This window comes from Rhodococcus sp. A14 (genome assembly GCF_011603105.1).
Taxonomy (GTDB): domain Bacteria; phylum Actinomycetota; class Actinomycetes; order Mycobacteriales; family Mycobacteriaceae; genus Rhodococcus_F; species Rhodococcus_F opacus.
The window spans coordinates 25,199-47,281 of sequence record NZ_JAAOQS010000051.1; the positions used below are offsets into that span (position 1 = coordinate 25,199).

Consider the following 22,083-nt stretch of genomic DNA (forward strand, 5'->3'; position numbering starts at 1 on the left):
CTCTGCCAACGACGATGGCCGCGTTGCCGATAGCGCTGCGGAAATCACCAGTTCCCGCAGGGAGTCACCGAGGAAGCCATTTCCACGGCTTGTCCCAGTGCCCGGGTGGCGGCACGAACGGAAGCTGCCCCAACTGGCCCGGCGGTGGGATGAACGGCAGCTGTCCCAGCTGTCCGGGCGGTGGAACCACATCGGGTACCGAGATACCGGGAATCGGCGGTGGCCCTGGATCAGCATCTGCCGTGCCGGTGCCGAGTCCCAGTGCGCTGAAGCCCAGCGCACCGGCGATCACGGCTCCGGCCACGGTCTTCTTCGAATTCATCGTGAACTCCTTCTGCGGCTGCTCTACCTCGTGATGTGGAGAGGGCGCGCCGTTTGCACCCTTCTATTGTGCGCACTTCTGGGGGCGCTGTCGCCTGCCCGGGGCGGACGTTCCGGTGCACTCACGCGCAGCGCGCACCGAATCCAGCTGCCCGATCTCGCTCGGTGAACGGACGCTGCGGCTTACGATTGAGATTCAAGCCCCTGCGGCTCATTCCCTCTGGTCGCGTGCCCAGCCGAGTACATCCCACGGAATCCGACAGCCGGTCTCGCCAACAGAGCGAGTAGCCGGTGCGTCGAGTATCGGAGGGATGCAATGAGTGCAACACCCACTTTGAAGAAGGCGCTGAGTCAGCGGCAGCTGACGATGATTGCGATCGGCGGGGTGATCGGCGCGGGCCTGTTCGTCGGCTCGGGCGTCGTCATCGGCGACACCGGTCCGGGGGCCTTCATCACCTATGCTCTCGCCGGGGTCTTGATCATCATGGTCATGCGGATGCTGGCGGAGATGGCGGTGGCCAATCCGTCGACCGGGTCGTTCGCCGATTATGCCCGCGCCGCGTTGGGCAACTGGGCCGGCTTCTCCGTCGGCTGGTTGTACTGGTACTTCTGGGTGATCGTCGTCGGGTTCGAGGCGATCGCCGGCGCGACGATCATTCAGTACTGGATCGACATCCCGTTGTGGTTGTCGGCGTTGGTTCTGATGATCCTGATGACGGCGACGAATCTGTTTTCGGTGTCGTCGTTCGGCGAGTTCGAATTCTGGTTCGCCGGGATCAAGGTGGCCGCGATCGTGGTGTTCATCGGGCTGGGCTCGCTGTTTGTTCTCGGGGTGTGGCCGAACAAATCGCTCGACTTCTCCAACCTGTGGAGCCATGACGGGTTCCTGCCGTTCGGCGCCATGGCCATCACCGTCGGCGTGGTCACGGTGATCTTCTCCATGGTCGGCGCCGAAATCGCGACGATCGCCGCCGCGGAGTCGGCGGACCCGGAGCGGGCGGTGACCAAGGCCGCGAACTCGGTGATCGTGCGGATCGCCGTGTTCTTCGTCGGCTCCACGTTCCTGCTGGCGACGATCCTGCCGTGGAACGACGAAGATGCGGCCGCGTCCCCCTTCGTCGCCGCGTTCACCGAGATGGGGATCCCGTACGCCGACCACATCATGAACGCCGTGGTGTTGACGGCCGTGTTGAGCTGCCTCAACTCGGGTATGTACACCGCCTCCCGCATGTTGTTCGTGCTCGCGGCGCGCCGGGAGGCGCCCGCACAGCTGGTCAGGGTGACCCGTCGCGGGGTGCCTGCCACCGCGATACTCGCGTCCTCGGTCGTCGGTTTTCTGTGTGTCATCGCCGCCGCAGTGTCACCGGACACCGTCTTCGCCTTCCTGCTGAATTCCAGCGGTGCGGTCATCCTGTTCGTCTACCTGCTCATCGCCGTCTCCCAGATCGTGCTGCGGTACCGCACCCCGGACTCGGAGCTACGGGTGAAGATGTGGCTGTTCCCGGTGGTATCGATCATCACCGCCGTCGCGATTGTGGCGATCCTGGTGCAGATGTATCTGCAGGAGGATGTGCGATCGCAACTGGTGCTGAGCCTGCTGTCGTGGGCCGTCGTCATCGTGCTGTTCCTCGCCAACAAGTGGTTCGTAGGTCGGCGCCCCGTCGTGGAAGGGGTCACGGCGACGACACGGCCACACCGTGTGCTGGTGCTGGCGAACCAGACCGTCCAGTCCAAGGAAATGCTCGACGAACTCCGCCGTATCGACGCCGATCGGGATGCCACCTACTTCGTTGTCGTGCCGGCCAGCCCGATCGAGACCGGAACCGCCGCCACCCACGGTCCACTCGACGTCGCGGAAGCGACCCGAGAGGTCGCACAACGGCGGCTGGACGACACGCTGGCGACACTCCGCGCGGAGAACCTCGAAGCCGACGGCGCGTTGGGCGACTACCGGCCGCTGCGGGCCCTGGCCGCCGCCGTCGACTCGTTCCGTCCGGATCAGATCGTCATCTCGACACTGCCACCGGAAGAATCGATATGGCACCGCTTCGACGTCGTGGACCGTGCGCGCGCCGAGCACGATGTGCCGGTGACGCACGTCGTCGTCGCCCCGGTCGCCGCAGAGGGATCGCCACGATGACGATCATCGCCGGCTTCAGCTCGAGCCGTCAGGGCGCCGCGCCCCTCAACCTGGCGGTGCAGATATCACGCTGGACCGGCGACAAGGTAGTGGCCGCGGCGATCGTGGAACGGCCGTGGCCGGCGAAAGACGACCCCATCGAACGCGAATACCTGGGCTACGTCACCGAGCAGGCTTCGCACGCACTGGACAGGGTGGTCGGCCAGCTGCCCGGGGGCCTGGACATTCCCCGCATAGTCCACCAATCCGATTCCATTCCAACAGGTTTGATCGAACTCGTCACCGCCCACGACGCGCGTCTCGTCGTTGTCGGGTCGTCGTCGTCCGGGTTGCTGGGCAGGGTGACGCTGGGCAGCGTCACCGAACGGCTGGTCCACACCGCGGCAGTGCCCGTCGCGATCGCTCCGCGCGGCTACCCGCCGGTGCCCGAGTCCATCCGCCGGATCACCGTCGCGTACGGCGGCGAGGCCGACGTCAACGGTCTCGTTGCCGCCACCGCCGAACTGGCCAGACAGTGGCCGGTGCAGTTGCGGATCGTGTCGTTCACGGTGCGGCCGATGACGATGTTCGGCGGTGCGATCGAGCGATCGACGGAGGACCTCGTCGTCCAACAGTGGGCACGCCGGACGCGCGACGATATCGTCAAGCAGCTCAACGCAGTTCGCGCCCGAATCCCGGTTCCCGACGTGGACGTCGTGGTCGGTAGCGGCCACGACTGGCGCGAAGCGGTGGAGGCCGTCTCCTGGGAAGCCGGCGACATGCTGGCGCTGGGTTCGGGCGCGGCCGGACCCGCGGCCCACGTATTCCTCGGCTCGGCCGCCTCGAAGATTCTGCGTCACGCTCCGGTGCCCGTGCTGATCGTTCCCAGAAACACGGTGACGGCCTAGGCGTCGGTCGTGCTGCCCCGTCCGGGAGAAAACATGCTGCTTCAACGACTAGGACGTTCGTTGTTGGGTACTACTTCCGTACCAATCCGTGTCGCAGGGGAGGGACCATGACAGCCGAGAACCAGGGCGACCGCACCGACGTCGACAAGGCGTTGCTCGGGCACACCACCTATCGCAGCCTCGGCGAACAGCAGCTCTCACCCGCCGAGGAGCGATTCGAGAAGGGCCGCCGCACGATCGGGCTCTTTCTGGCGCCGCTGATCACGCTCGCGTTCCTCGCCCTGCCGATCGACATACCGCCCAACCAGCAGACGTTGGCCGGCGTGCTGCTCGGCGTCATCGTGCTGTGGGTGACCGAGGCGGTGCCGATCCCGATCGGCGGGCTGCTCGGGGTGGCGATCGTGGTGTTTCTGGGCGTGGCGCCGGCCGACGAAGTTCTCGCCGCGTTCGGATCGTCGACGATCTTCACGTTCATCGGAGCGTTCATCCTCGCTCAGGCGATGCTCAAGCATGGCGTCGCACGGCGCTTCGCGTTTCGGATACTGACCCTGCCGCGTGTCGGCCAGTCCACCACCGGTGTGATCGTCGCGTTCGGCGCGATCACGTGCGGACTCTCGGCGTTCGTATCCAACACCGCGACCGTGGCCATGCTGCTGCCCACCGCCCTGGGCATCCTCGGCGTCATCGCGAAGCTCATGCAGCGCCGCGGCGTCGTCGCCGAGGACTTCGACCCGTTGCGCGTCAGGGTGGGCGCCGCGATCATGCTGATGCTCGCATACAGCGCAAGCGTGGGCGGCCTGCTGACGCCGGTCGGGAGCCCACCCAATCTCATCGGACGCGGGCTCATCGAGGAGGCCACGGGGGAGCGGATCAGCTTCGGGCAATGGATGGTGATGGCCATCCCGATCTGCCTGCTGATGTTCATCGCGCTCGCCATCATCCTGCTGCGCATCAACAAACCGGAGATCCGTCGCATCGAAGGCGTCGCCGACTACCTGGCGGAGCAGCGCGCGGAAATGGGTCCGCTGTCGCGTGCGGAGAAGAACACGCTCATCGCGTTCGGAGTCACGGTGACGCTGTGGATCCTGCCCGGTGTCGTCGCGGTGATCGCCGGCAACGACTCGGATCTCTACAGCACGATCAGTGACCGACTCGACGAGGGCATGGTCGCAGTCTTCGGGGCGGCGTTGCTCTACCTTCTGCCGACCGATTGGGAGAATCGCGAGTTCACGCTGACCTGGCGGGACGCCGCAGAGATCGACTGGGGCACGATCGTGCTGTTCGGCAGCGGCATCATCTTCGGCGCACTGCTCGCCGACACCGGACTCGCCGAGACGATCGGCACCTCCGTCGCCGACTCGCTGGGCCTGACGAGCGTCGTCGCCATCACCGTGTTCGCCGTGCTGCTGGCCATCGCCGTATCGGAGACGACGAGCAACACGGCGTCGGCGGCGGTCGTGGTGCCGATCGTGATCCCGGTGGCGTTGGCGGCCGGGGTCAACCCCTTCGTGCCTGCGCTCGCGGCCACGTTCGCCGCGTCATTCGGCTTCATGCTGCCGGTCTCGACGCCGCAGAACGCCGTGGTCTACGGCTCCGGAGCCGTCCGGATCACCACGATGATCCGAAGCGGAATATCCTTCGACATCGTCGGCGCGATCCTGATCATCGTCTTCCTGCCCTTGATGATCGCCGTGGTCGGCCTCGGCGGTGGGTGATCAGGCGGTACGGACTCCCAGTACCCGAAGGGCCAGTTCCTCGATTTCGTCTCGGTAGCGCGGTCGGGTGTGCAGGTGCCGCAACCGGGAAAGGTCGTTGACCAACCCGATTGCGGCGAGCACGGTAGTCCGGGTCTCGTGGGTGTCGGTGCCGAGGAGATGTACCCACTCGTCGATGTACTCGCGTTGAGCCGTGCGGGACTGCGACTGTGCCTCTTCGGGTAAATTCGTCGACTCCTCGATGAGGATGCCGATGGCACTGTCGGGTGCCGACACGGCCGAGGCGTACGAGTGCACCACCAGAGCGAGCGCGTCCTCGCGGGAGCGCGCACCGGCAAGCGCCTGGACCAACCCCATCCGCAGGGACTCGGTGCCTCGGACGAGGATCGCCTGGAGCACCTCGGCCTTGCCGGCGAAGTAGGTGTAGATGCTCGAACTCGCCATCCCCGCGGCGGCGCCGATGTCGTCCATCGTCACCGACTGGTAGCCGCGCCGCCGGAACAGGGAGATGGCGGCGGTCAACAGGGTTTCACGACGGGAAGCGTGAGCGAAGCCGGAGACGTATGCCTCCTCGGCAGGTATCTCCTCGTCGTGCCGGATCGGAGCGCTCCGCAGCCGTTCGCACAGCTCCAGCAGCAGGCTCTCCAAGCGTTTGCGCGGCAAGGTCGTTCGGTGCCGGGCTGGACTGAGGGCGACGCTCGACATGGCCCAGGCCAGCAAGTCGGCGTCCGCAGTGGTGAGGTCGGGGCGTTCGGAGCGGAGGGCGTCGGCGATGCGTGCCGGGACCGACTGAACGGCCGTCCGCACCTCGGCCCGGCGTTCGGGAGCGAGGTGGCGGGCTTCCTGGTCGAACAGGACCGCGCGGAAATCGTTGTCGAGGCAGTAGCGGAACAGGGCCAGACAGTTCGAGGCCGAGTCCTCGGGGTCGACGTCGTCGAGGGTGGCCGTGATCGACGAGGCGGCATTGAGTATCGCCTGTGCCAGAAGGTCCTGCTTGTTCGGGAAATGGCGGTACAGCGCCCCCGCGGTGATTCCCACCGCGGAGGCGATGTCCTCCATGTTCACCCCGTGGTAGCCGCGTCTCCCGAATTGCTCTCGGGCCACCGTGATGATCTGCGCTTTACGGTTGCGCGGCCGCGGCGTCTTCTTGGCGGACGGCTCGACAGCAGGTGTGTCGTCCGATGTGTCGATCGTCATTGCAGCCTCGGGGTGTCAGTGCGCGGTGCGGTCGGCCAGGTCGGAGAACTGCCGGCGGAGTTCTCTCTTGAGTATCTTGCCAGCCGGCGAGACCGGCATCTGCTCCACGATCGTGATGCTCCGTGGCGACTTGTACCCGGCGATCAGTTTCTTGGCGTGGGCTCGCACGTCGTCGCAGGTCAGTGACGTGCCCGGTTTCATCACCAGAAACGCGTGCACCCGCTCGCCGAACCGATCGTCGGGAACACCGATCACCGCACACTGCACCACATCGGGATGAGAGGCGAGAGCATTCTCGACTTCGGTCGAGTACACGTTCTCTCCCCCGGAAATGATCATGTCCTTCAGTCGGTCCACCACGAACAGGTAGCCGTCCTCGTCCATGTAGCCGCCGTCGCCGGTGTACAGCCAGCCGTCGCGCAGCGCCGCCGCGGTCTCTTCCGGTCGATTCCAGTAACCGGTCATGATGTTGCCGCCACGGGCAATGATCTCGCCGACCTCGCCGCGGGGGAGTTCGTTGCCTCGGTCGTCGACAACCCGCACCTCGACGTGACCCATCGGCCGACCGGCCGAATTGAGCCGGGTGGCCGCGTGGTGGTCGTCGGCGCTGAGCGAGGTGAGTCCGGGGCCGGCCTCGGTCATCCCGTAACCCTGCACGAAATCAGCTTTCGGGAAGGCGCGCTGGGCCTGGCGTAGCAGGGTCTCGGAGATCGGGGACGCGCCGTACTGAATTGCGGTGATGCTGGACAGGTCGCGGATCTCGCGCTCCGGGTGGCGCAGCAGCATCTGGATCATGGTCGGTACCAACAGCATCGAGTTGATCCGCCGCTCTTCGATCAGTCGCAGCGCCGCGGCCGGTTCGAACGACGGCAACATCACCAGGATGCCACCGGCAATGTTCTGGCCGTTCCAGCTGGCCAGTGCAGCGAGGTGGAACATGGGTGCGGACAGCAGGGCGCGGCCGCCTGCGACGGCGGTGTGATTGGCGGCCAGCGACCCGAGGCTCGCGGTCATCAGGTTGAGGTGGGTGAGCATGACGCCCTTGGGGCGGCCGCTGGTACCACCGGTATAGAAGATCCCTGCCAGGGTGTCTCCGCCCACGCGCAGGTCTTCGACGGGTTCCGCGGTGGCGACCAGGTCTTCGTAACGGAGAAGCCCGTCCGGTGTCGGTTGGTCGCCGCAGTGCACCACTGCTCGCAGCGACGGGAAGAGTGTGCGCATCTCGTCCAGCAGCGGTACGAAGGTGTCGTCGACCAGCAGTACCGTCGTCTGCGAGTCTTCGAGGGCGAACGCGATCTCGGCGGCGCTCCAGCGGGTGTTGAGCGGGTTGACCACGCCGCCTATCCACCAGGTAGCGAAGAAGTACTCGTGGTACCGGTCGGAATTGAGCGACAGCATGCCGACGCGGTCGCCGACCCCCAGACCGAGACCGAGCAGAGCGCCCGCGAGGCGGGCGACCCTGTCTCCGGTCTCGCTGCTGGTGTGGATGCGGTCCCCGCACACGGTCATGGGCTGGTTCGGGCGTTGCTGCACCGCGCGATGCAGTGACTGAGTCAAGTACATGGGGACCCCTCCTGTCGGGGATAGTTAGCGGCTGCCGCCGTCGCAAACCAGGCACTGGCCGCTGACGTAGTCGGTCTCGGGCAGGCACAGGGCGAACACTGCGCCCGCTGCCTCGTCGGGACGGCCGGCCCGGCCCAGAGGGATGGACCGCTCGGCTGCGGCGAGCAGCTGGGGGTTGACGCCGACCTTGATCTCCCGGCCTTCGACGTCGATGGTGGCGTTGCCGTCCGCCGACGCCTCCGTCAGGCGGGTGTTGATCAGGCCGTAGGCGACCGCGTTGACATTCACCCGGTAGCGGCCCCACTCGCGGGCGAGGGTCTTGGTCAGTCCGATGATGCCGGCCTTGGCGGCGGCGTAGTTGGACTGGCCGGCGTTGCCGACGACACCGGCGTTGGAGGAGATGTTGACGACCTTGCGGTGGTAGTCGGTCGGGTTCGCCTTGATGTACGGCTGCGCGGCACGCAGGATCTGGAACGGTGCCTTCAGGTGCAGATCCAGGATGGTGTCCCACTGCTCGTCGGTCATCTTCTGGATGACGTTGTCCCAGGTGAAGCCGGCATTGTTGACGATGATGTCGAGGCCGCCGAAGGTGTCGACGGCGGTGGCGACGAAGCGGTCCGCGAAGCCTTCCTCGGTGACCGAACCGATACTGGCGACGGCCTTACCGCCGGCTGCGACGATCTCCTCGACCGTCTCCTTGGCCGGGCCCGGGTCGAGGTCGTTGACGACGACGCTGGCGCCCTCGGCCGCGAACTTCATGGCGATGGCACGGCCGATGCCGCGGCCGGATCCGGTGACGATGGCTGTCCTGGTGTCGAGCTTGCCCATGAGCGGGACTTCCTTTCGGTGGTGTGGCGAAGGTCAGGCGGCGACGACGGCGTCGCCGCGGAGGGTGACCGTTCCGTCGGCGAGGGTGACGGTGAGGTCCAGATGGGCCAGGCCGTCCTCGACCTTGGTCACGGTTCCGGTGCACGTCGGCTTCGCGTGCAGCGGGGTGATGGCGGCGAATCGTACGCCGTAGGAGCAGAGTCGTTCCTGAGGAACGTAATTGGTCAGCAGTCGGCCGAGGTAGGCCATCGACAGCATGCCGTGGGCGAACACGTCGTCCATGCCACCGGAGCGCGCGACGTCGAGATCGATGTGCATCGGATTGTGGTCACCGGACGCGCCGGCGTAGAGCGCGAGCGTGGTGCGGCTGATGCCGGCGAGCTGCAATTCCGGGAGGGAGTCGCCTGTTTTCATTTTTCCGCCTTCGGGTTTCGGACGACGAGGGTGTTGGTGAGGCGGGCGATCGGCTCACCGTCGCGGGTGACGTCGACCGTTCGGACGAGGAAGTCCAACGCTCCGTTCTTCTTCGAGTACACGTCGGTGACTGTGCCGTTGTAGGCCAGCGTGTCGCCGGCATAGGCCGGCGAGTGGTACTTGAACGCCTGCTCGCCGTGCAGCACGTACCGCATGTCGATCCCGAGTTCGCGGATGAGGGCGAACGGGTCCGGCTTCTCCATGTCCAGGCAGAACAGGAAGGTCGGCGGCACGAGTACATCGCGGTGCCCGGCCGCCTTGGCGGCCTCGGTGTCGAAGTAGATCGGGTTGGTCTCGCCGATGGCCTGCGCGAAGAAGCGCAGACGTCCGCGCTCGACGACCACTTCGTGACCGGGGATCACCTTGCCGACGACGGCGGAGTCGAGAGCCATGTCAGCCCACCTTCTTGAAGACGCTCACGACGCACGCGCCGCCGAGACCGAGGTTGTGCTGCAGGCCGATCCGCGCACCCTCCACCTGACGCGCCCCCGCCTGACCGCGGAGTTGCCACACGAGTTCGGCGCACTGGGCCAGTCCGGTGGCGCCGAGCGGGTGGCCCTTGGAGAGCAGACCACCCGAGGGGTTGGTGACCACGCGGCCGCCGTAGGTGTTGTCGCCGTCGAGGATGAACTTCTCGGCGGTGCCCTCGGGGGTCAGACCCAGTCCCTCGTAGGTGATGAGCTCGTTGGCGGAGAAGCAGTCGTGCAGTTCGACGACCTGTACGTCCTCGGGGCCGATGCCCGCGGCCTCGTACACCTGGGCGGCGGCCGCTGCCGTCATGTCGTAGCCGACCACCTTCATCATGTCCCGGTCCTCGAACGTGCTGGCGGTGTCGGTCGTGAGGGCCTGCGCCTCGATCACCACGTCCGCCGCAAGCCCGTGCTTGCGGGCGAACTCTTCGCTGCACACCACCGCCGCTGCGGCGCCGCAGGTCGGTGGGCAGCACTGGTATCTGGTCAAGGGGCCGAAGATGTGGGGCGACTCGAGCACCTGCTCCTCCGTGAGCAAGTCACGGAAGACGGCATTGGGGTTGTGGGCAGCGTGCTTGCGGGCCTTGACCGAGATCTTCGCGAACGTCTCCGGCTTCGTGCCGTACTTCTGCATGTGGGAAACGCCCGCGCCGCCGAACAGCTGGGCCGCGCGCGGGGACGTCTCGTCGACGCCCTGAATCTCCGTCATCAGGTTGTCGAATCGGAACATCGGCGCCGGGCGGTCGTCCCAGACCCGCTTGAGCGCACCGGGTTTCATCTGTTCGAACCCGACCGCCAGAGCGCACTCGACGGCACCACTGGCGACGGCCTGGCGGGCCAGGTACAGCGCCGACGAACCGGTGGCGCAGTTGTTGTTGACATTGAAAACCGGGATTCCGGTCAGGCCGACTCCGTACAGCGCGGCCTGGCCGGCCGTGGAGTCGCCGTACACGTACCCCACGTAGGCCTGCTGAACGAGGGAGTACTCGATGCCGGCATCACGCAATGCTGCGCGGGCAGCGGTCTCACCCATGACGTTGTAGTTCTCGCTCTTGCCGGGCTTGGTGAACGGGATCATCCCGACTCCGGCGACGTGGACCTTGCGAGTCACATCTGACTCCTCTCTGATCGAATCGATATTTACTTAACACGACCCGACAGATTCTGTCCACCGCGCTCGGCCTGCCGTCTTGCAGCAGCTTTTCCAATTCACAGGCGTGACCGCGAGAAGTGGTCGACGTCTTTCAGTGAACTATTGCCCTTTGATGCCGGATGATGATTTACTTTTTCGAATCGGGGTGGTTCGCGTCACAATTCGCTCCGAGCCCCCGAGTCTCCGCGCCGCGCAGCCGTCGCCATTGCCCGAGAGGATCGATGAGAATGACATCGAGCAAGCAGGACGTTTCCCCCGTTGTGTCACCCGAAGTAGGAGGGGAGTCCCGCGTGCGGGCCTGGGGCCTCACCGGAATTCTGGTGCTGTTGGTCGTCGTCAACTGGGCCGACAAGGCCGTCTTCGGGCTGGTTGCCCAGCCGCTGGCCACAGAGTTCGGTCTGACCTCCGCCCAGATCGGGCTCGTAGGCAGTGCATTTTTCCTGGCATTCACCGTTGGCGGCTTCTTTGCCGGGGTGTTGCACAAGTGGATGTCGTTGCGCTGGCTGCTACTGCTGTTGTGCCTGGCCTGGGCAGCGTCGATGGTGCCGCTGGTGGTCGTTGCCGGCTTCACGATGCTGTTGATCAGCCGGATGGCGCTGGGATTCTTCGAGGGGCCGTCGGGGGCGCTGATCCATACCGGCGCCTACTCCTGGCATCCCGTAGAGAAGCGTGGGCTGCCCGGCGCTTTCCTGGCTTCCGGTGCGTCGATCGCCAAAATTCTGATCGCCCCTCTGATGGCCCTGGCCGTCGCGAACTGGGGGTGGCGATCCACGTTCCTCATCCTCGCCATGGTCAGCGTGGTCTGGTCCGTCGTGTGGCTCGTGACCTGGCAAGGAGGGCCCTACGGCAAGCGCCCCGTCAAGAAGGCCGCCGCGAACGTCGACACCGCTGCGCCGACCGCCGACCCCAAGGTGCCATGGTCCCGGATCCTCCGGACACCGACATTTCTCGGCGCGCTCGCCGCAGTCTTCACCATGTACGCTCTCGTCACCGTCGTGCTGACGTGGTTGCCGTCCTACTTCGAGGTCGGCCTGGGCTATTCGCGGGTGCAGGCCGGCACCATGTTCGGGATCCCCAGCATCGCTGGACTGTTCTTCATGTTCCTGTGCACCTCGGTCAGCGACCGGCTGTTGGTGCGCGGCGCCAGTTCCCGGGTGCTGCGCGGCATCGTGCCGGGAATCGCACTGCTGCTGTGCGGCGTCGCACTGATCACCATGCCGTACATCCAGACGCCCATCGTCGCGGTGATGGTCGTCTCGATCGGCTACGGTGTCGGCACTGTCATCATCCCGCTGTTCAATGCCGCGATCTCGGAGATCTGCCCACCGCAGCAGATGGCAGGCGTGCTGGGCGTGTTCATGGCGATGATGGCCACCGGCGGCCTGATCGCCCCGTACCTCACCGGCGTCATCGTCGACAATGCAGCCACCCCCGCCGGCGGCTACGCCTCGGCCTTCCAGATTTTCGGCATCGCCGCCGTCATCGGCGCGGTGATCGCCCTCCTCACCGTCAACTCCGACCGTGACCGCGCCCGAATCCTCGGCTGACGCGGCCGCATTCCCCAACACCCGTCCACGTTAGTCCGCACAAAAGAAGGAAAAGACATGCAGCGCATCGTGTTCAACCAGGAACATGAAGACTTCCGCAAAGTCATCCGTGACTTCATCGAGTCGCAGGTCACGCCGAACTTCGCCGACTGGGAGCGCGAGGGCATGGTGCCGCGCGACTTCTACCGTCAGCTCGGCAAGCTGGGCGTGCTCGGGATGACCGTACCCGAGTCCTACGGTGGAGCCGGCGAGACCAGCTTCAAGTACCAGGCTGTGCTCTCCGAGGAGACCGCCCGCGCCGCAGTCAGTTTCGGTGCATTCGGCGTGCACACCGGCCTGGTGCTGCCGTACCTGCTCACCTACGGCACCGAGGAACAGAAGCAGCGCTGGCTGCCCGGGTTCGTCAGCGGGGACATGATGACCGCCATCGCGATGACCGAGCCGGGCACCGGCTCGGACCTCGCCGGCATCAAGACCACCGCCCGGCTGTCGGAGGACGGCACCCACTACATCCTCAACGGCGCCAAGACCTTCATCACCGGAGGCGTTCAAGCCGACCGCGTCCTCGTCGTCTGCCGCACCTCCCCGGCCACCGAGGAGAACCGCCGCGCCGGCCTCAGCATCCTCGCCGTGGACACCACGAGCGAGGGCTACGAGGTGGGTCGCAAGCTCGAGAAGATCGGTATGCGCACCTCCGACACCGCCGAGCTTTCCTTCACTGACGTGCGGGTTCCTGTCGAGGATCTGCTCGGCGAAGAGGGCGCGGCGTTCGGCTATCTGGCCAACAACCTTCCGCAGGAGCGCCTGATGATCGCGGTCACCACGACCGCCGCCGCCACCGGTGCCATCACGTTCGCCTCCGACTACGTGCGTGACCGCAAGGTGTTCGGCAAGCCCGTCGCCGACTTCCAGAACACCAAATTCGTCATCGCCGAATGCATCGCCAAGGTGGAGGCAGCGCAGGCCATGGTGGACCGGGCCATCGAGCTGCACGAGACCGGCGACCTGAGCGTCGCCGATGCCGCCAAGGCGAAGCTGTTCTGCACCGAGAACGCCGGCGAGATCATCGACAAGTGCCTGCAGCTGCACGGCGGATACGGCTACATGCTCGAATACCCCATCGCCCGGCTGTACGCGGACACCCGCGTCTCGCGGATCTACGGCGGCACCAGCGAGGTCATGAAGACGATCATCGCCAAGTCGGCCGGTTTCTGATCCAGTCCCGCAGGAGCTTTCGCCCTCACGAACAGGAGCATTCACGTGATCGATCCCCGGGTCCGCACCCTCGACTTCGAGACGTACCGGCAGGTGATTCGCGACTTCACCGACGACGAACTGATCCCGCGGGAGAATGAGATGGTCGCCGCCGGCGCGGTGCCCCCGGACCTCGTCCGACGGATGAGCGAGCTCGGTCTGTTCGGCATCACCCTGCCCACCAGCGTCGGCGGCCTGGGGTGGACGGTCGAGCAGCAGGTGCTCCTGACGTTCGAGTTCACCCGGTCGTCGGCTGTGTACCGGTCGCGGTTCTCGACGAGCATCGGTCTGGCCTCACAGATCCTGCTCGAATACGGCACCGCCGTGCAGCGCGAGAGGTACCTCCCCGCGATGGCGGCCGGGGAGTGCGTGATGGCCTTCGCGCTCACCGAGGAGAACGCCGGGAGCGACGCGTCCGCGGTACGGACCACCGCGACCCGGACGCGTGGCGGCTACGTCATCGACGGGGAGAAGCGCTACATCACCAACGGCGGGTGGGCGGACGTGCTGGTGGTGTTCGCCCGCACCGAGGACGGCGGTGTCTCGTCGTTCCTGGTGGATCGGGACACTCCCGGCGTGCAGACCCGGTTGCCCGAGTTGATGAACGGTCACGCCGAGGGGCCCGTCGCCGAGGTCAGTCTGCGTGGGGTGCGAGTAGACGCAGACCGGCTGATCGGAGGGGCGGAAGGCCTGGGAATGACGCACGCCATGCGCGGGATCAACCAGGCCCGCACCCACGTCGCGGCCACCGCCGTCGGTCAGGCCACGCGCTTGCTCACCGAGGCCGCGCGGCACGCCGGTGAGCGGGAGCAATTCGGGCAACCCCTGGCCGAGTTCGGGGCCGTCCAGGCCATGCTCGGTCGCAGCTACGCAGAGCTCGAGGCGGGACGGTCGATGATCCTGGATTGCGCCCGCGAATTCGACGCCGGCACCCCGCCGCGGCATCGCATTTCGGCGGCGAAGCTCTATTGCACCGAGATGGCATCCGTCGTGGCCGACCGGGCGGTCCAGGTGCTCGGCGGAGCCGGCATCGTGGGCGAACACTCGGTGCCGCGCATGTGGCGTGACGTGCGGGCGCTGCGCATCTACGAAGGTGCCTCGCAGATCCACGAGCGCAACCTCGCTCGGGCACTGCCCACCCTGCTGTCCACCACGCAAACCGCTCGAGTCGGCTGAACATTCAGCGTCACAACACGTTCCATCGCCCAGAGGTAGAGGGAGAATTCATGGCGACCACCACCGGCACCGGGCCAGAAACCGGTGTCCGCATAGTCGAACTCGCCGGCATCGGTCCCGGCCCGCACGCTGCGACGTTGCTCGCCGACCTCGGCGCCGACGTGGTCCGCGTACAGCGCGCCGGCCTGCTGCCGACAGCCGGGCAGCCCCGCGACCAGACCCACCGCGGCCGCCGCGTCGTGGAAGCGAACCTCAAAGACCCCGCCGACATCGAACTCGTCCTCGGCCTCATCGAACGGGCAGACGTGCTCATCGAAGGCTTCCGCCCCGGCGTCACCGAGCGCCTGGGGCTGGGCCCGGACGTCGCACTGGCGCACAACCCGCGCCTGATCTACGGCCGGATGACCGGCTGGGGCCAGGAAGGTCCACTCGCCCAGACGGCCGGCCACGACATCAACTACATCTCGCTGACCGGTGTCCTGCACGCGATCGGCAGGAAGGGCGAGCGCCCGGTGCCGCCGCTGAACATGGTCGGCGACTTCGGCGGCGGCTCGATGTTCCTCGTGTTCGGCATCCTCGCCGCGCTGATCGAGCGTCACACGTCGGGCAAGGGACAGGTCGTCGACGCGGCCATGGTGGACGGCACCCTGGCGTTGTCGCACATGATGTGGAGCTTCCGCGGTATCGGCCGGTGGTCGGACGAGCGCGGGGTGAACATGCTCGACACCGGTGCGCCGTACTACAACACCTACGAAACCGCGGACGGCCGATACATGGCCGTCGGTGCGGTCGAACCACAGTTCTACGCACTGCTGGTGGAGGGTCTGGGTCTCGACCCGGCCGATCTGCCGGCCCAGAACGACCGGAGCGGCTGGCCGCAACTGCAGAAACAGTTCGCCGAGGTGTTCCTCACCAAGACCCGCGACGAGTGGGCGGCGATCTTCGACGGCACCGACGCCTGCACCACCCCGGTGCTGACCTTCGCCGAGGCACCCCAGAACCCGCACATCGCCGCCCGCGGATCCCTCGTCGAACTGGACCGCGTCACCCAGCACCGGCCCGCGCCGCGATTCTCCCGCAGCGAACCCGGGCTACCCGGCCCCCCGGCCACCGAAGCGGTCGACGCCGCCACGCTGTGGAACTGAAAGTGACAGCCGACGCGCAGCTCGACGCGGAACAGGCGACCAGATCGGCACACACCGCTCAACCGTTCTTCGCTCGTGCAGGTTCGGGGTACGAGCCGAGGGCGGCCGCCATCAGCGGGTGGTCGGCGGACATGGTGTCCGGTCCGGCGGTGCTGGGTTTGCTTGCCCACGCCATCGAGGGTGAGTACAAGCAGGATGAATTCTTCGCCACCCGAGTGACCGCGGATCTCTTTCGTCCGGTGAGGATGGGCCGGATCGATGTTCGCTCACGGATCATCCGGTGGGGAAACCGAATTCGACTTGTCGAAGCCGAATTGATTCAGTCGGATGAAGCCGTGGCCAGGGCCACGGTTGCTTTCTACCGAAAATCGAGGAACGCAGCAGGAGCGCATTGGGTCGACTCCCGCGTCCCTGAGCCTCCCTCGCCGACCGAGCATCTCGGCGAGCGGTTGATCGGCACCAGTGGGGAGAATGCCGACTGGGGGCCGTTGCCGCACGGAGGACCGGCGTGGCGAACCTCTGATCGGAAACGGATCTGGACGACAGGGTGGTCGGCGATCGCAGGAGAAGCGACCACCCCCCTCGTGCGTGCGGCAATGATCGCCGACTTGACCAATTTGGTAACCAACATGGGCACCGAGGGCATCGGATACATCAACGGTGACGTCACGCTGGCGCTGACCAGACTGCCGGAGGGGATCGAACTCGGACTGGAAGCCGACAGCCACCGCGCGTGCGACGGAGTCGCGGTGGGCTCGGCAACCATGTTCGACCGCGACGGCCCTCTGGGGATCTGCACCGTTTCCGCCATCGAGAACGACCGCAGAACGCTACAGCGACCCGAAGAGGGTCGTGCGCTCGCCGGCGAGTCCCGAGTACAGGACATATCTCGGCTCATGACCGACCCGGAGTCCCTCCACGACCCCGCTACACCATGGCGCATTCGGCGCCCTGCCCGCTAGCTTTGCTGCATGGATCTGCGTCAAATGGAGTACTTCCTTGCGGTGGTCGATCACGGAGGGGTCAACCGTGCCGCAGTCGCGCTGCGAGTGGCCCAGCCGTCGCTCTCCCAGGCCGTCCGCAAGCTCGAGAAGGACCTGGGATCCGAGCTGTTTCACCGAGTGGGCAGAGGTCTTGTCCTCGCGCCGGCCGGCGAGGCCCTGATCGGCCCGGCTCGCATGATCCTGCGCGAGGCGGAAGCAGCGGAGAATGCAGTGCGGAGCGTCGGGCAGGGGCGCAGCGGGCGGATCGATATCGCGGCACTGTCGGATATCTCCACGGACCCACTATCGGTGTGGGCGGCGGGGTTCCGCGCCAAATTTCCCGAAGTGCGTTTTCGGATCGAGGAGCGTGACGAAGCGGCGGATCTGGTGCAGCTCGTACGATCCGGTGCCTGCGAGGTCGGCTTCTCGGCCATGCCGATTGCGGGGGAGGAACTAGTGAGCGAGGAACTGGTCGATCAGAAGTTCGTCCTCGTCTGTCCACCTGGCACCGAGTCGTTCTGGCCCGATCCCACCCCAGTCGAAAGTCTGTCCGGGGTCCCTTTCGTGATGGGCGAACACGGCACGGCAACAAGAGAGTACATCGAGAACTCGTTGCGGGAGCATGGTGTCGAACCGCGGATCGTTGTGGAGGTACCACAGCGCGGCGCGGTACTGCCGATGGTGCTCTCCGGAGCAGGCGCGGCAATCATTCCGCTCCGGATTGCGCTCGACGCCCGTCATCGCGGCGGTGTGGTGCGCGAGCTGTCCCCGGGGCTTTCACGACGAGTCGGAATGATGTATCGCAGGGGTCGAATGACGGTGGCAACCTCCGACTTCCTGGATTACTCGAAGCGCTCGATGCGGGCCTGGCTTCGCAGTATCGACCGGCACACGGCCCGGGGACACTCGTGGATCGAGGGGGCCTCGCTGACAGCACTGACGGCAGATCACCGGGTTCGCGAACGCAATTACCGCGACTCGGAGGTACGCCCATCACCGGATCGATAGGAAATTGCAGTTGATTCGGCCTACTTTCGGTCTTTGACGTGGTCGGTCGCTGCCTCTTGAATGAATGTGCGCCAGTTCACAACTGGTGAACGTCAATCGAGGAGGAATCATGAGCGGCCACGTTCACTGCGCGATCGAGGATGCCACAGCAACCGTGGTCCTCGACAACCCCGGGCGACGAAATGCCGTTTCCTTTGCCGTACTCGAAGAGCTTCGCGCCGTGATCACAACGCTCGCGCGCTCACCCGACGTACGAGTGGTGATCCTTTCGGGCCAGGGCTCCGATTTCAGCGTGGGCGCTGATCTTGCCGCTCCTGCCGAATCCAGGACCTTGCGGCGTGACTCGGTCGTGGCGGATACCGCACGTTTGCGCCACGTCAGCACCACTCTGCTCGCTTTCCATCAGATACCGCAGGTCACGATCGCCGCTATCGACGGTGCCTGCGCTGGAGCAGGGCTATCGCTCGCTGCCGCAGCAGATTTTCGGATCGCTTCCGACCGTGCCGTGTTCAACACCGCATTCATCAGTGCCGGACTGTCCGGTGACCTCGGCGGCGTCTGGCTGATCAACAAGATGCTGGGCGGCGCGCACGCCCGCGAATTATTTCTCACCCCAGGCAAACTCACCGCCGAGCGCGCCCACCAGCTCGGACTGGTCAACTCGGTAACCTCCGCACAGTCGCTCCACGGCACCGCCCGCGAGCTTGCGCACCGTCTCGCGACCTCCGCCCCCCTCGCCCTCCGTGCGATGAAACGGAACCTGCTCCACTCTTCCACCGCGCCGCTCGGCGACTACTTGCTCGCGGAAGTGGATCGCATGGTGCAGTGCTTCCATTCCGACGATGCTCGCGAAGCGGCCGAGGCTTTCCTGCACAAACGCGAGGCCGCGTTCACAGGCCACTGACGGCTCGTGTCACCCCATCCACTCTGCATGTTCGGAGCCCTTTATGACAGACACTCGAGCACAGCCCAAAGCTGTTGTCGCACCGCCCTCATTGAAGCGTGCATGGCTGATCGCCATGTTGCTGTTCACCTTCCTCCTTCTCAACTTCGCGGACAAGGCTGTACTCGGCTTCGCCGGCGTTCATATCCAACACGATCTGGGAATCACACCGCAGCAGTTCGGCCTGCTGCAGAGTGCCTTCTTCTGGTTGTTCGCCGCCGGAGCGATAGTCCTCGGAGCGCTGTCTTCCCGCATCGGTCTGCGCTGGTTGCTAGCCGTGCTGATGCTCGTCTGGATCGTCACGATGGTGCCCCTGCTCGGCCCGGTGAGCTTCGGTGTGATGCTCGCGTGTCGCATCGTCCTCGGCTTTGCCGAAGGGCCGGCGTACGCGCTGGCCACCCATTCGGTGCACTCGTGGTTTCCGCCGGAGAAACGGGCCCTGCCGGGTGGGGTCGTCACCGCGGGCGCCTCGGTGGGCCCGCTTCTCGCCGCGCCCGTGTTGACCTGGGTCATCGTCACCTGGACCTGGCATGCGGCCTTCGGTGTGCTCATCGTCCTGGGCGGACTGTGGGCAGTGGTCTGGCTCGTCTTCGGCAAGGATGCGCCCGCGCACACACCGGTGGGAACGGCCCCGGGCGCCGCGGAGTTGGTCGATGCTCCGTACCGGACGTTGCTGACCACCGGAACCGTCGTCGGCATTGCTCTGCTGACGTTCTTCTCGTATTGGTCGACCACCTTGAAGGTGGCCTGGCTGCCGGTCTATCTATCGGATGGGTTGGGCTACGACACGGTCACCGCCGGACGGTTGATCATGCTTCCCTATGCCTTCGCCGCGGTCGGTGCGATCGGTGCCGGCTGGTTGTCGAATTGGTTGACCGCGCGAGGGGTGTCCCGGCGTGTTTCGCGGGGGTATTTGGCGGGCGGTCTGATCGTCGCGGCCGGCCTGTCGATGTTCGCATTTACATTGCTGTCGGCTGGTCTGCCGCAGATGGTCTTCATCACCTTGGCGTTCTCGCTCAATACTGCTGCGTATGCCGTCGCCTTCACCGCCATCGCCGATGTTGTGCACCCGCGTAAGCGTGGTCCGGTCCTGGGGTTCCTCGTGGCGTTCTACAGCATGGCCGGCGTACTCGCGCCGCTGGTACTCGGGCATTTCGTCGGCACCGCAGCCGACAAGATCACCGGCTACGGGCACGGTTTCGCGCTCACCGGTGTGCTCATGGCCATCGGCGGCGCCGCAGCCACCTTCCTGGTGCACCCGGAACGTGATGAGGCCAAACTCAATACCCATCTACAGGAGAACGTGCAATGAGCACACCATTGGACGGCGTCCGCGTCGTCGACTTCGGACAGTTCATCGCGGCCCCGGCCGCCACCCAGGTCCTGGCCGACCTCGGCGCCGACGTGATCAAAGTCGAGCCGATCCACGGGGAATCGTCGCGATCGATCGGCATTTACGGTGACGCGATCCTGCGGAACTACAACCGCAACAAGCGCTGCATCGCCCTGGACCTGAAGGACGTCCGAGGACAGCAGGTCGCCCGGGAACTGATCGCGGGCGCAGACATCGTCGTGCAGAATCTGCGGCCCGGGGTGATGGATTCCTTCGGCCTCGGCGCCGAGCAGGTCCGCACCGCGCACCCCGATCTCATTTATGCCACTGTCACCGGATTCGGGCTGCACGGGCCGTCGAAGTACCGCGCCGGCCTGGACATCGCAGCGCAGGCCGAAAGCGGCATCATGTGGGTCACGGGCGAAGCCGACCGAGAACCGCAACGTGTCGGCTTCCCCGTGGTCGACGCGGCTGCCGCGCACGTGTTCGCTCAAGCCATCCTGGGCGCCTACATCCGGCGGTTGCGCACCGGCGACGGCGACACCGTCGAGACCTCGCTGCTCGAGGTGGCGGTGCATCTGCAGGGCCCGAACTGGGGCGAGTATCTCCTGACCGGCAACGATCCCGTGCGCAAGGGAAACGGGCAAGCCACCGTGGCGCCCGCCGCGGACGTGATGCCCACCAGGGACGGCGCCATCGTCGTATCTGCCTACTCGGTGGTGCATTTCGACCGGCTCTGCAACCTGCTCGGCCACCCCGAACTGGCCTCCGACCCGCGATTCGAGACCAACGAGAGCCGCGTGCGCAACCGCCCAGCACTACTCGAGGAACTCCGGTCCGAGTTCGCCAAGATGACCAGCGACGAAGCCATGACACTGTTGACACCGAACGGTGTCGTCGCCGGTCGCATCAGTTCCTACCGCGAGGTCCATAAGAACCCGGACGTCGAGGCCGCCGGCATCTTCATCGACGTCACCGACCCCACTGGGGTCGAGCACACCACCCTCGGCTCGCCGTGGCACCTCCACAGCATTCCCCGGTTCTCCACCACCGGCGCCCCGGCGCTGGGACAACACACGGTCGAGTTGCTGACGGAACTCGGCTACACCGCTGCCGCGATCGACGACCTCGCCACTACGGGCGTCGTCTGCAGCCGGAAGGCATGACGGAAGCACCGCAGCACCGCCGAGCTTCGTCGGTGCTGTCGTATTCGGCCCTCCGGCGTCGGACGCCGAGGGCACGGGCTTCTCTGAGCGCCGACCAAGAACCGGACTACCGGTTCACTCTCGCCAACGAACGCACGTTCTTGGCATGGATGAGGACCGCACTGGCGCTCATCGCGGGTGGCGTCGCCGCTCGTGAGTTCATCGACTCCCTCGAACCAGTCGTTCTGCGCGGCCCACTTGCCGTGACTTGTCTTGCTACCGCGGCATTGATCGGAGGCGGTGCATTCCTGCACTGGTTCCGAGTGCAACAGGCCATGCGTCGCGCGCAACCACTGCCGAATTCATGGTTGATGCCAGTTCTCGCCGGCGGTGTCCTCCTCGCTGCGAGCCTTTGCATGTGGGGGATGCTGACGTGACGACGGCGTCGGGACATGACAGGGGACTGCAGGTCGAGCGGACGGTCCTGGCGTGGCGTCGCACCGCCTCGACCGCCGCCGCTGCGACCGGCATTCTTGTTCACCACGCCATCGCCACGCCAGAATTCCAAGGCCGTGACGTCCTGTCTGTCGCCGGATTCGCGTTGTCCACTATCGTTCTCGCTGTGCTGGCTACGCGACGCTGGAGAGAACTCCCCGACCAAGCGCATGCGGCAGCGGGTCGGTACATCGCGATAATCGCGATCACGATAGTCGGGCTCTCGCTGGCCATCGGCGGCGAATCCCTGGTCCGATTCGATTGATGTCCGGGCGACCCCCGTCGGTCGGCGAATCGTAGGTTGTG

21 protein-coding genes are annotated in these 22,083 nt (G+C 65.9%); 14 read left to right on the top strand and 7 right to left on the bottom strand.

Features of this window, described 5'->3' with window-relative positions:
- Positions 1–64 precede the first annotated feature (64 nt).
- Positions 65–322, bottom strand: a complete 258-nt coding sequence (locus G9373_RS24425; protein ID WP_167117167.1) for a hypothetical protein — start codon at positions 320–322, stop codon at positions 65–67.
- A gap of 315 nt (positions 323–637) precedes the next feature.
- Between G9373_RS24425 and G9373_RS24430 the strand changes: the two genes are divergently transcribed.
- The 3 genes from G9373_RS24430 (at position 638) to G9373_RS24440 (ending at position 5,063) form a co-directional block, all read left to right on the top strand.
- On the top strand, positions 638–2,461 hold the full coding sequence (locus tag G9373_RS24430) for an amino acid permease (protein ID WP_005568532.1): 1,824 nt from the start codon (positions 638–640) through the stop codon (positions 2,459–2,461).
- A complete protein-coding gene (locus G9373_RS24435; RefSeq protein ID WP_065492412.1) occupies positions 2,458–3,348 on the top strand; it encodes a universal stress protein in 891 nt (296 codons plus the stop codon). Before G9373_RS24430 ends, G9373_RS24435 begins: the two co-directional genes overlap by 4 nt.
- 107 nt (positions 3,349–3,455) lie before the next feature.
- Complete coding sequence (locus G9373_RS24440) at positions 3,456–5,063, top strand: DASS family sodium-coupled anion symporter (RefSeq protein WP_005568454.1); 1,608 nt, start codon at positions 3,456–3,458, stop codon at positions 5,061–5,063.
- Here G9373_RS24440 and G9373_RS24445 read toward each other — a convergent pair whose 3' ends face one another.
- Genes G9373_RS24445 through G9373_RS24470 form a run of 6 tightly spaced genes read right to left on the bottom strand, consistent with a single transcriptional unit; the run spans position 5,064 to position 10,706 of the window.
- A complete protein-coding gene (locus G9373_RS24445) occupies positions 5,064–6,260 on the bottom strand; it encodes a TetR/AcrR family transcriptional regulator (protein WP_005568453.1) in 1,197 nt (398 codons plus the stop codon).
- A 15-nt stretch (positions 6,261–6,275) separates the two neighbouring features.
- Complete coding sequence (locus G9373_RS24450) at positions 6,276–7,823, bottom strand: long-chain fatty acid--CoA ligase (protein WP_065492409.1); 1,548 nt, start codon at positions 7,821–7,823, stop codon at positions 6,276–6,278.
- Between the two features lie 24 nt (positions 7,824–7,847).
- Positions 7,848–8,651 (bottom strand): SDR family oxidoreductase, encoded by an 804-nt coding sequence (locus G9373_RS24455; protein ID WP_005568451.1) that lies wholly within the window; start codon positions 8,649–8,651, stop codon positions 7,848–7,850.
- A 33-nt stretch (positions 8,652–8,684) separates the two neighbouring features.
- Entirely contained in the window at positions 8,685–9,065 is a 381-nt protein-coding gene (locus G9373_RS24460; RefSeq protein WP_005254397.1) for a MaoC/PaaZ C-terminal domain-containing protein, read from the bottom strand.
- Positions 9,062–9,517: a MaoC family dehydratase N-terminal domain-containing protein gene (locus tag G9373_RS24465; RefSeq protein WP_005568450.1), complete on the bottom strand. Its 456-nt coding sequence runs from the start codon at positions 9,515–9,517 to the stop codon at positions 9,062–9,064. Before G9373_RS24465 ends, G9373_RS24460 begins: the two co-directional genes overlap by 4 nt.
- Before the next feature lies 1 nt (position 9,518).
- On the bottom strand, positions 9,519–10,706 hold the full coding sequence (locus G9373_RS24470; protein ID WP_005568449.1) for a lipid-transfer protein: 1,188 nt from the start codon (positions 10,704–10,706) through the stop codon (positions 9,519–9,521).
- A 332-nt stretch (positions 10,707–11,038) separates the two neighbouring features.
- Between G9373_RS24470 and G9373_RS24475 the strand changes: the two genes are divergently transcribed.
- The 11 genes from G9373_RS24475 (at position 11,039) to G9373_RS24525 (ending at position 22,042) form a co-directional block, all read left to right on the top strand.
- Positions 11,039–12,295 (top strand): MFS transporter, encoded by a 1,257-nt coding sequence (locus tag G9373_RS24475; protein ID WP_082359709.1) that lies wholly within the window; start codon positions 11,039–11,041, stop codon positions 12,293–12,295.
- 57 nt (positions 12,296–12,352) lie between these two features.
- Positions 12,353–13,510, top strand: a complete 1,158-nt coding sequence (locus tag G9373_RS24480) for an acyl-CoA dehydrogenase family protein (RefSeq protein WP_167117170.1) — start codon at positions 12,353–12,355, stop codon at positions 13,508–13,510.
- Between the two features lie 45 nt (positions 13,511–13,555).
- Positions 13,556–14,725 carry an acyl-CoA dehydrogenase family protein gene (locus tag G9373_RS48250; protein ID WP_005568442.1) on the top strand — a complete coding sequence of 390 codons (1,170 nt, stop codon included), beginning with the start codon at positions 13,556–13,558 and terminating at the stop codon, positions 14,723–14,725.
- Positions 14,726–14,775: 50 nt separating this feature from the next.
- Positions 14,776–15,870, top strand: a complete 1,095-nt coding sequence (locus G9373_RS24490) for a CaiB/BaiF CoA-transferase family protein (protein ID WP_167117173.1) — start codon at positions 14,776–14,778, stop codon at positions 15,868–15,870.
- A 131-nt stretch (positions 15,871–16,001) separates the two neighbouring features.
- Positions 16,002–16,832: an acyl-CoA thioesterase domain-containing protein gene (locus tag G9373_RS24495; protein ID WP_231137713.1), complete on the top strand. Its 831-nt coding sequence runs from the start codon at positions 16,002–16,004 to the stop codon at positions 16,830–16,832.
- 9 nt (positions 16,833–16,841) lie between these two features.
- Entirely contained in the window at positions 16,842–17,861 is a 1,020-nt protein-coding gene (locus G9373_RS24500; RefSeq protein WP_240960709.1) for a LysR family transcriptional regulator, read from the top strand.
- 109 nt (positions 17,862–17,970) lie between these two features.
- Positions 17,971–18,765: an enoyl-CoA hydratase-related protein gene (locus G9373_RS24505; RefSeq protein ID WP_005568435.1), complete on the top strand. Its 795-nt coding sequence runs from the start codon at positions 17,971–17,973 to the stop codon at positions 18,763–18,765.
- Positions 18,766–18,808: 43 nt separating this feature from the next.
- On the top strand, positions 18,809–20,116 hold the full coding sequence (locus G9373_RS24510; protein ID WP_063885192.1) for an MFS transporter: 1,308 nt from the start codon (positions 18,809–18,811) through the stop codon (positions 20,114–20,116).
- Positions 20,113–21,303 carry a CoA transferase gene (locus tag G9373_RS24515; protein ID WP_005568431.1) on the top strand — a complete coding sequence of 397 codons (1,191 nt, stop codon included), beginning with the start codon at positions 20,113–20,115 and terminating at the stop codon, positions 21,301–21,303. The genes G9373_RS24510 and G9373_RS24515 overlap by 4 nt, the downstream gene beginning before the upstream one ends.
- Positions 21,300–21,719, top strand: coding sequence for a DUF202 domain-containing protein (locus tag G9373_RS47755; RefSeq protein ID WP_005254409.1), 420 nt, complete (start codon positions 21,300–21,302; stop codon positions 21,717–21,719). The genes G9373_RS24515 and G9373_RS47755 overlap by 4 nt, the downstream gene beginning before the upstream one ends.
- Positions 21,701–22,042: a DUF202 domain-containing protein gene (locus tag G9373_RS24525; RefSeq protein WP_005568429.1), complete on the top strand. Its 342-nt coding sequence runs from the start codon at positions 21,701–21,703 to the stop codon at positions 22,040–22,042. Before G9373_RS47755 ends, G9373_RS24525 begins: the two co-directional genes overlap by 19 nt.
- The last annotated feature ends 41 nt before the right edge of the window (positions 22,043–22,083 follow it).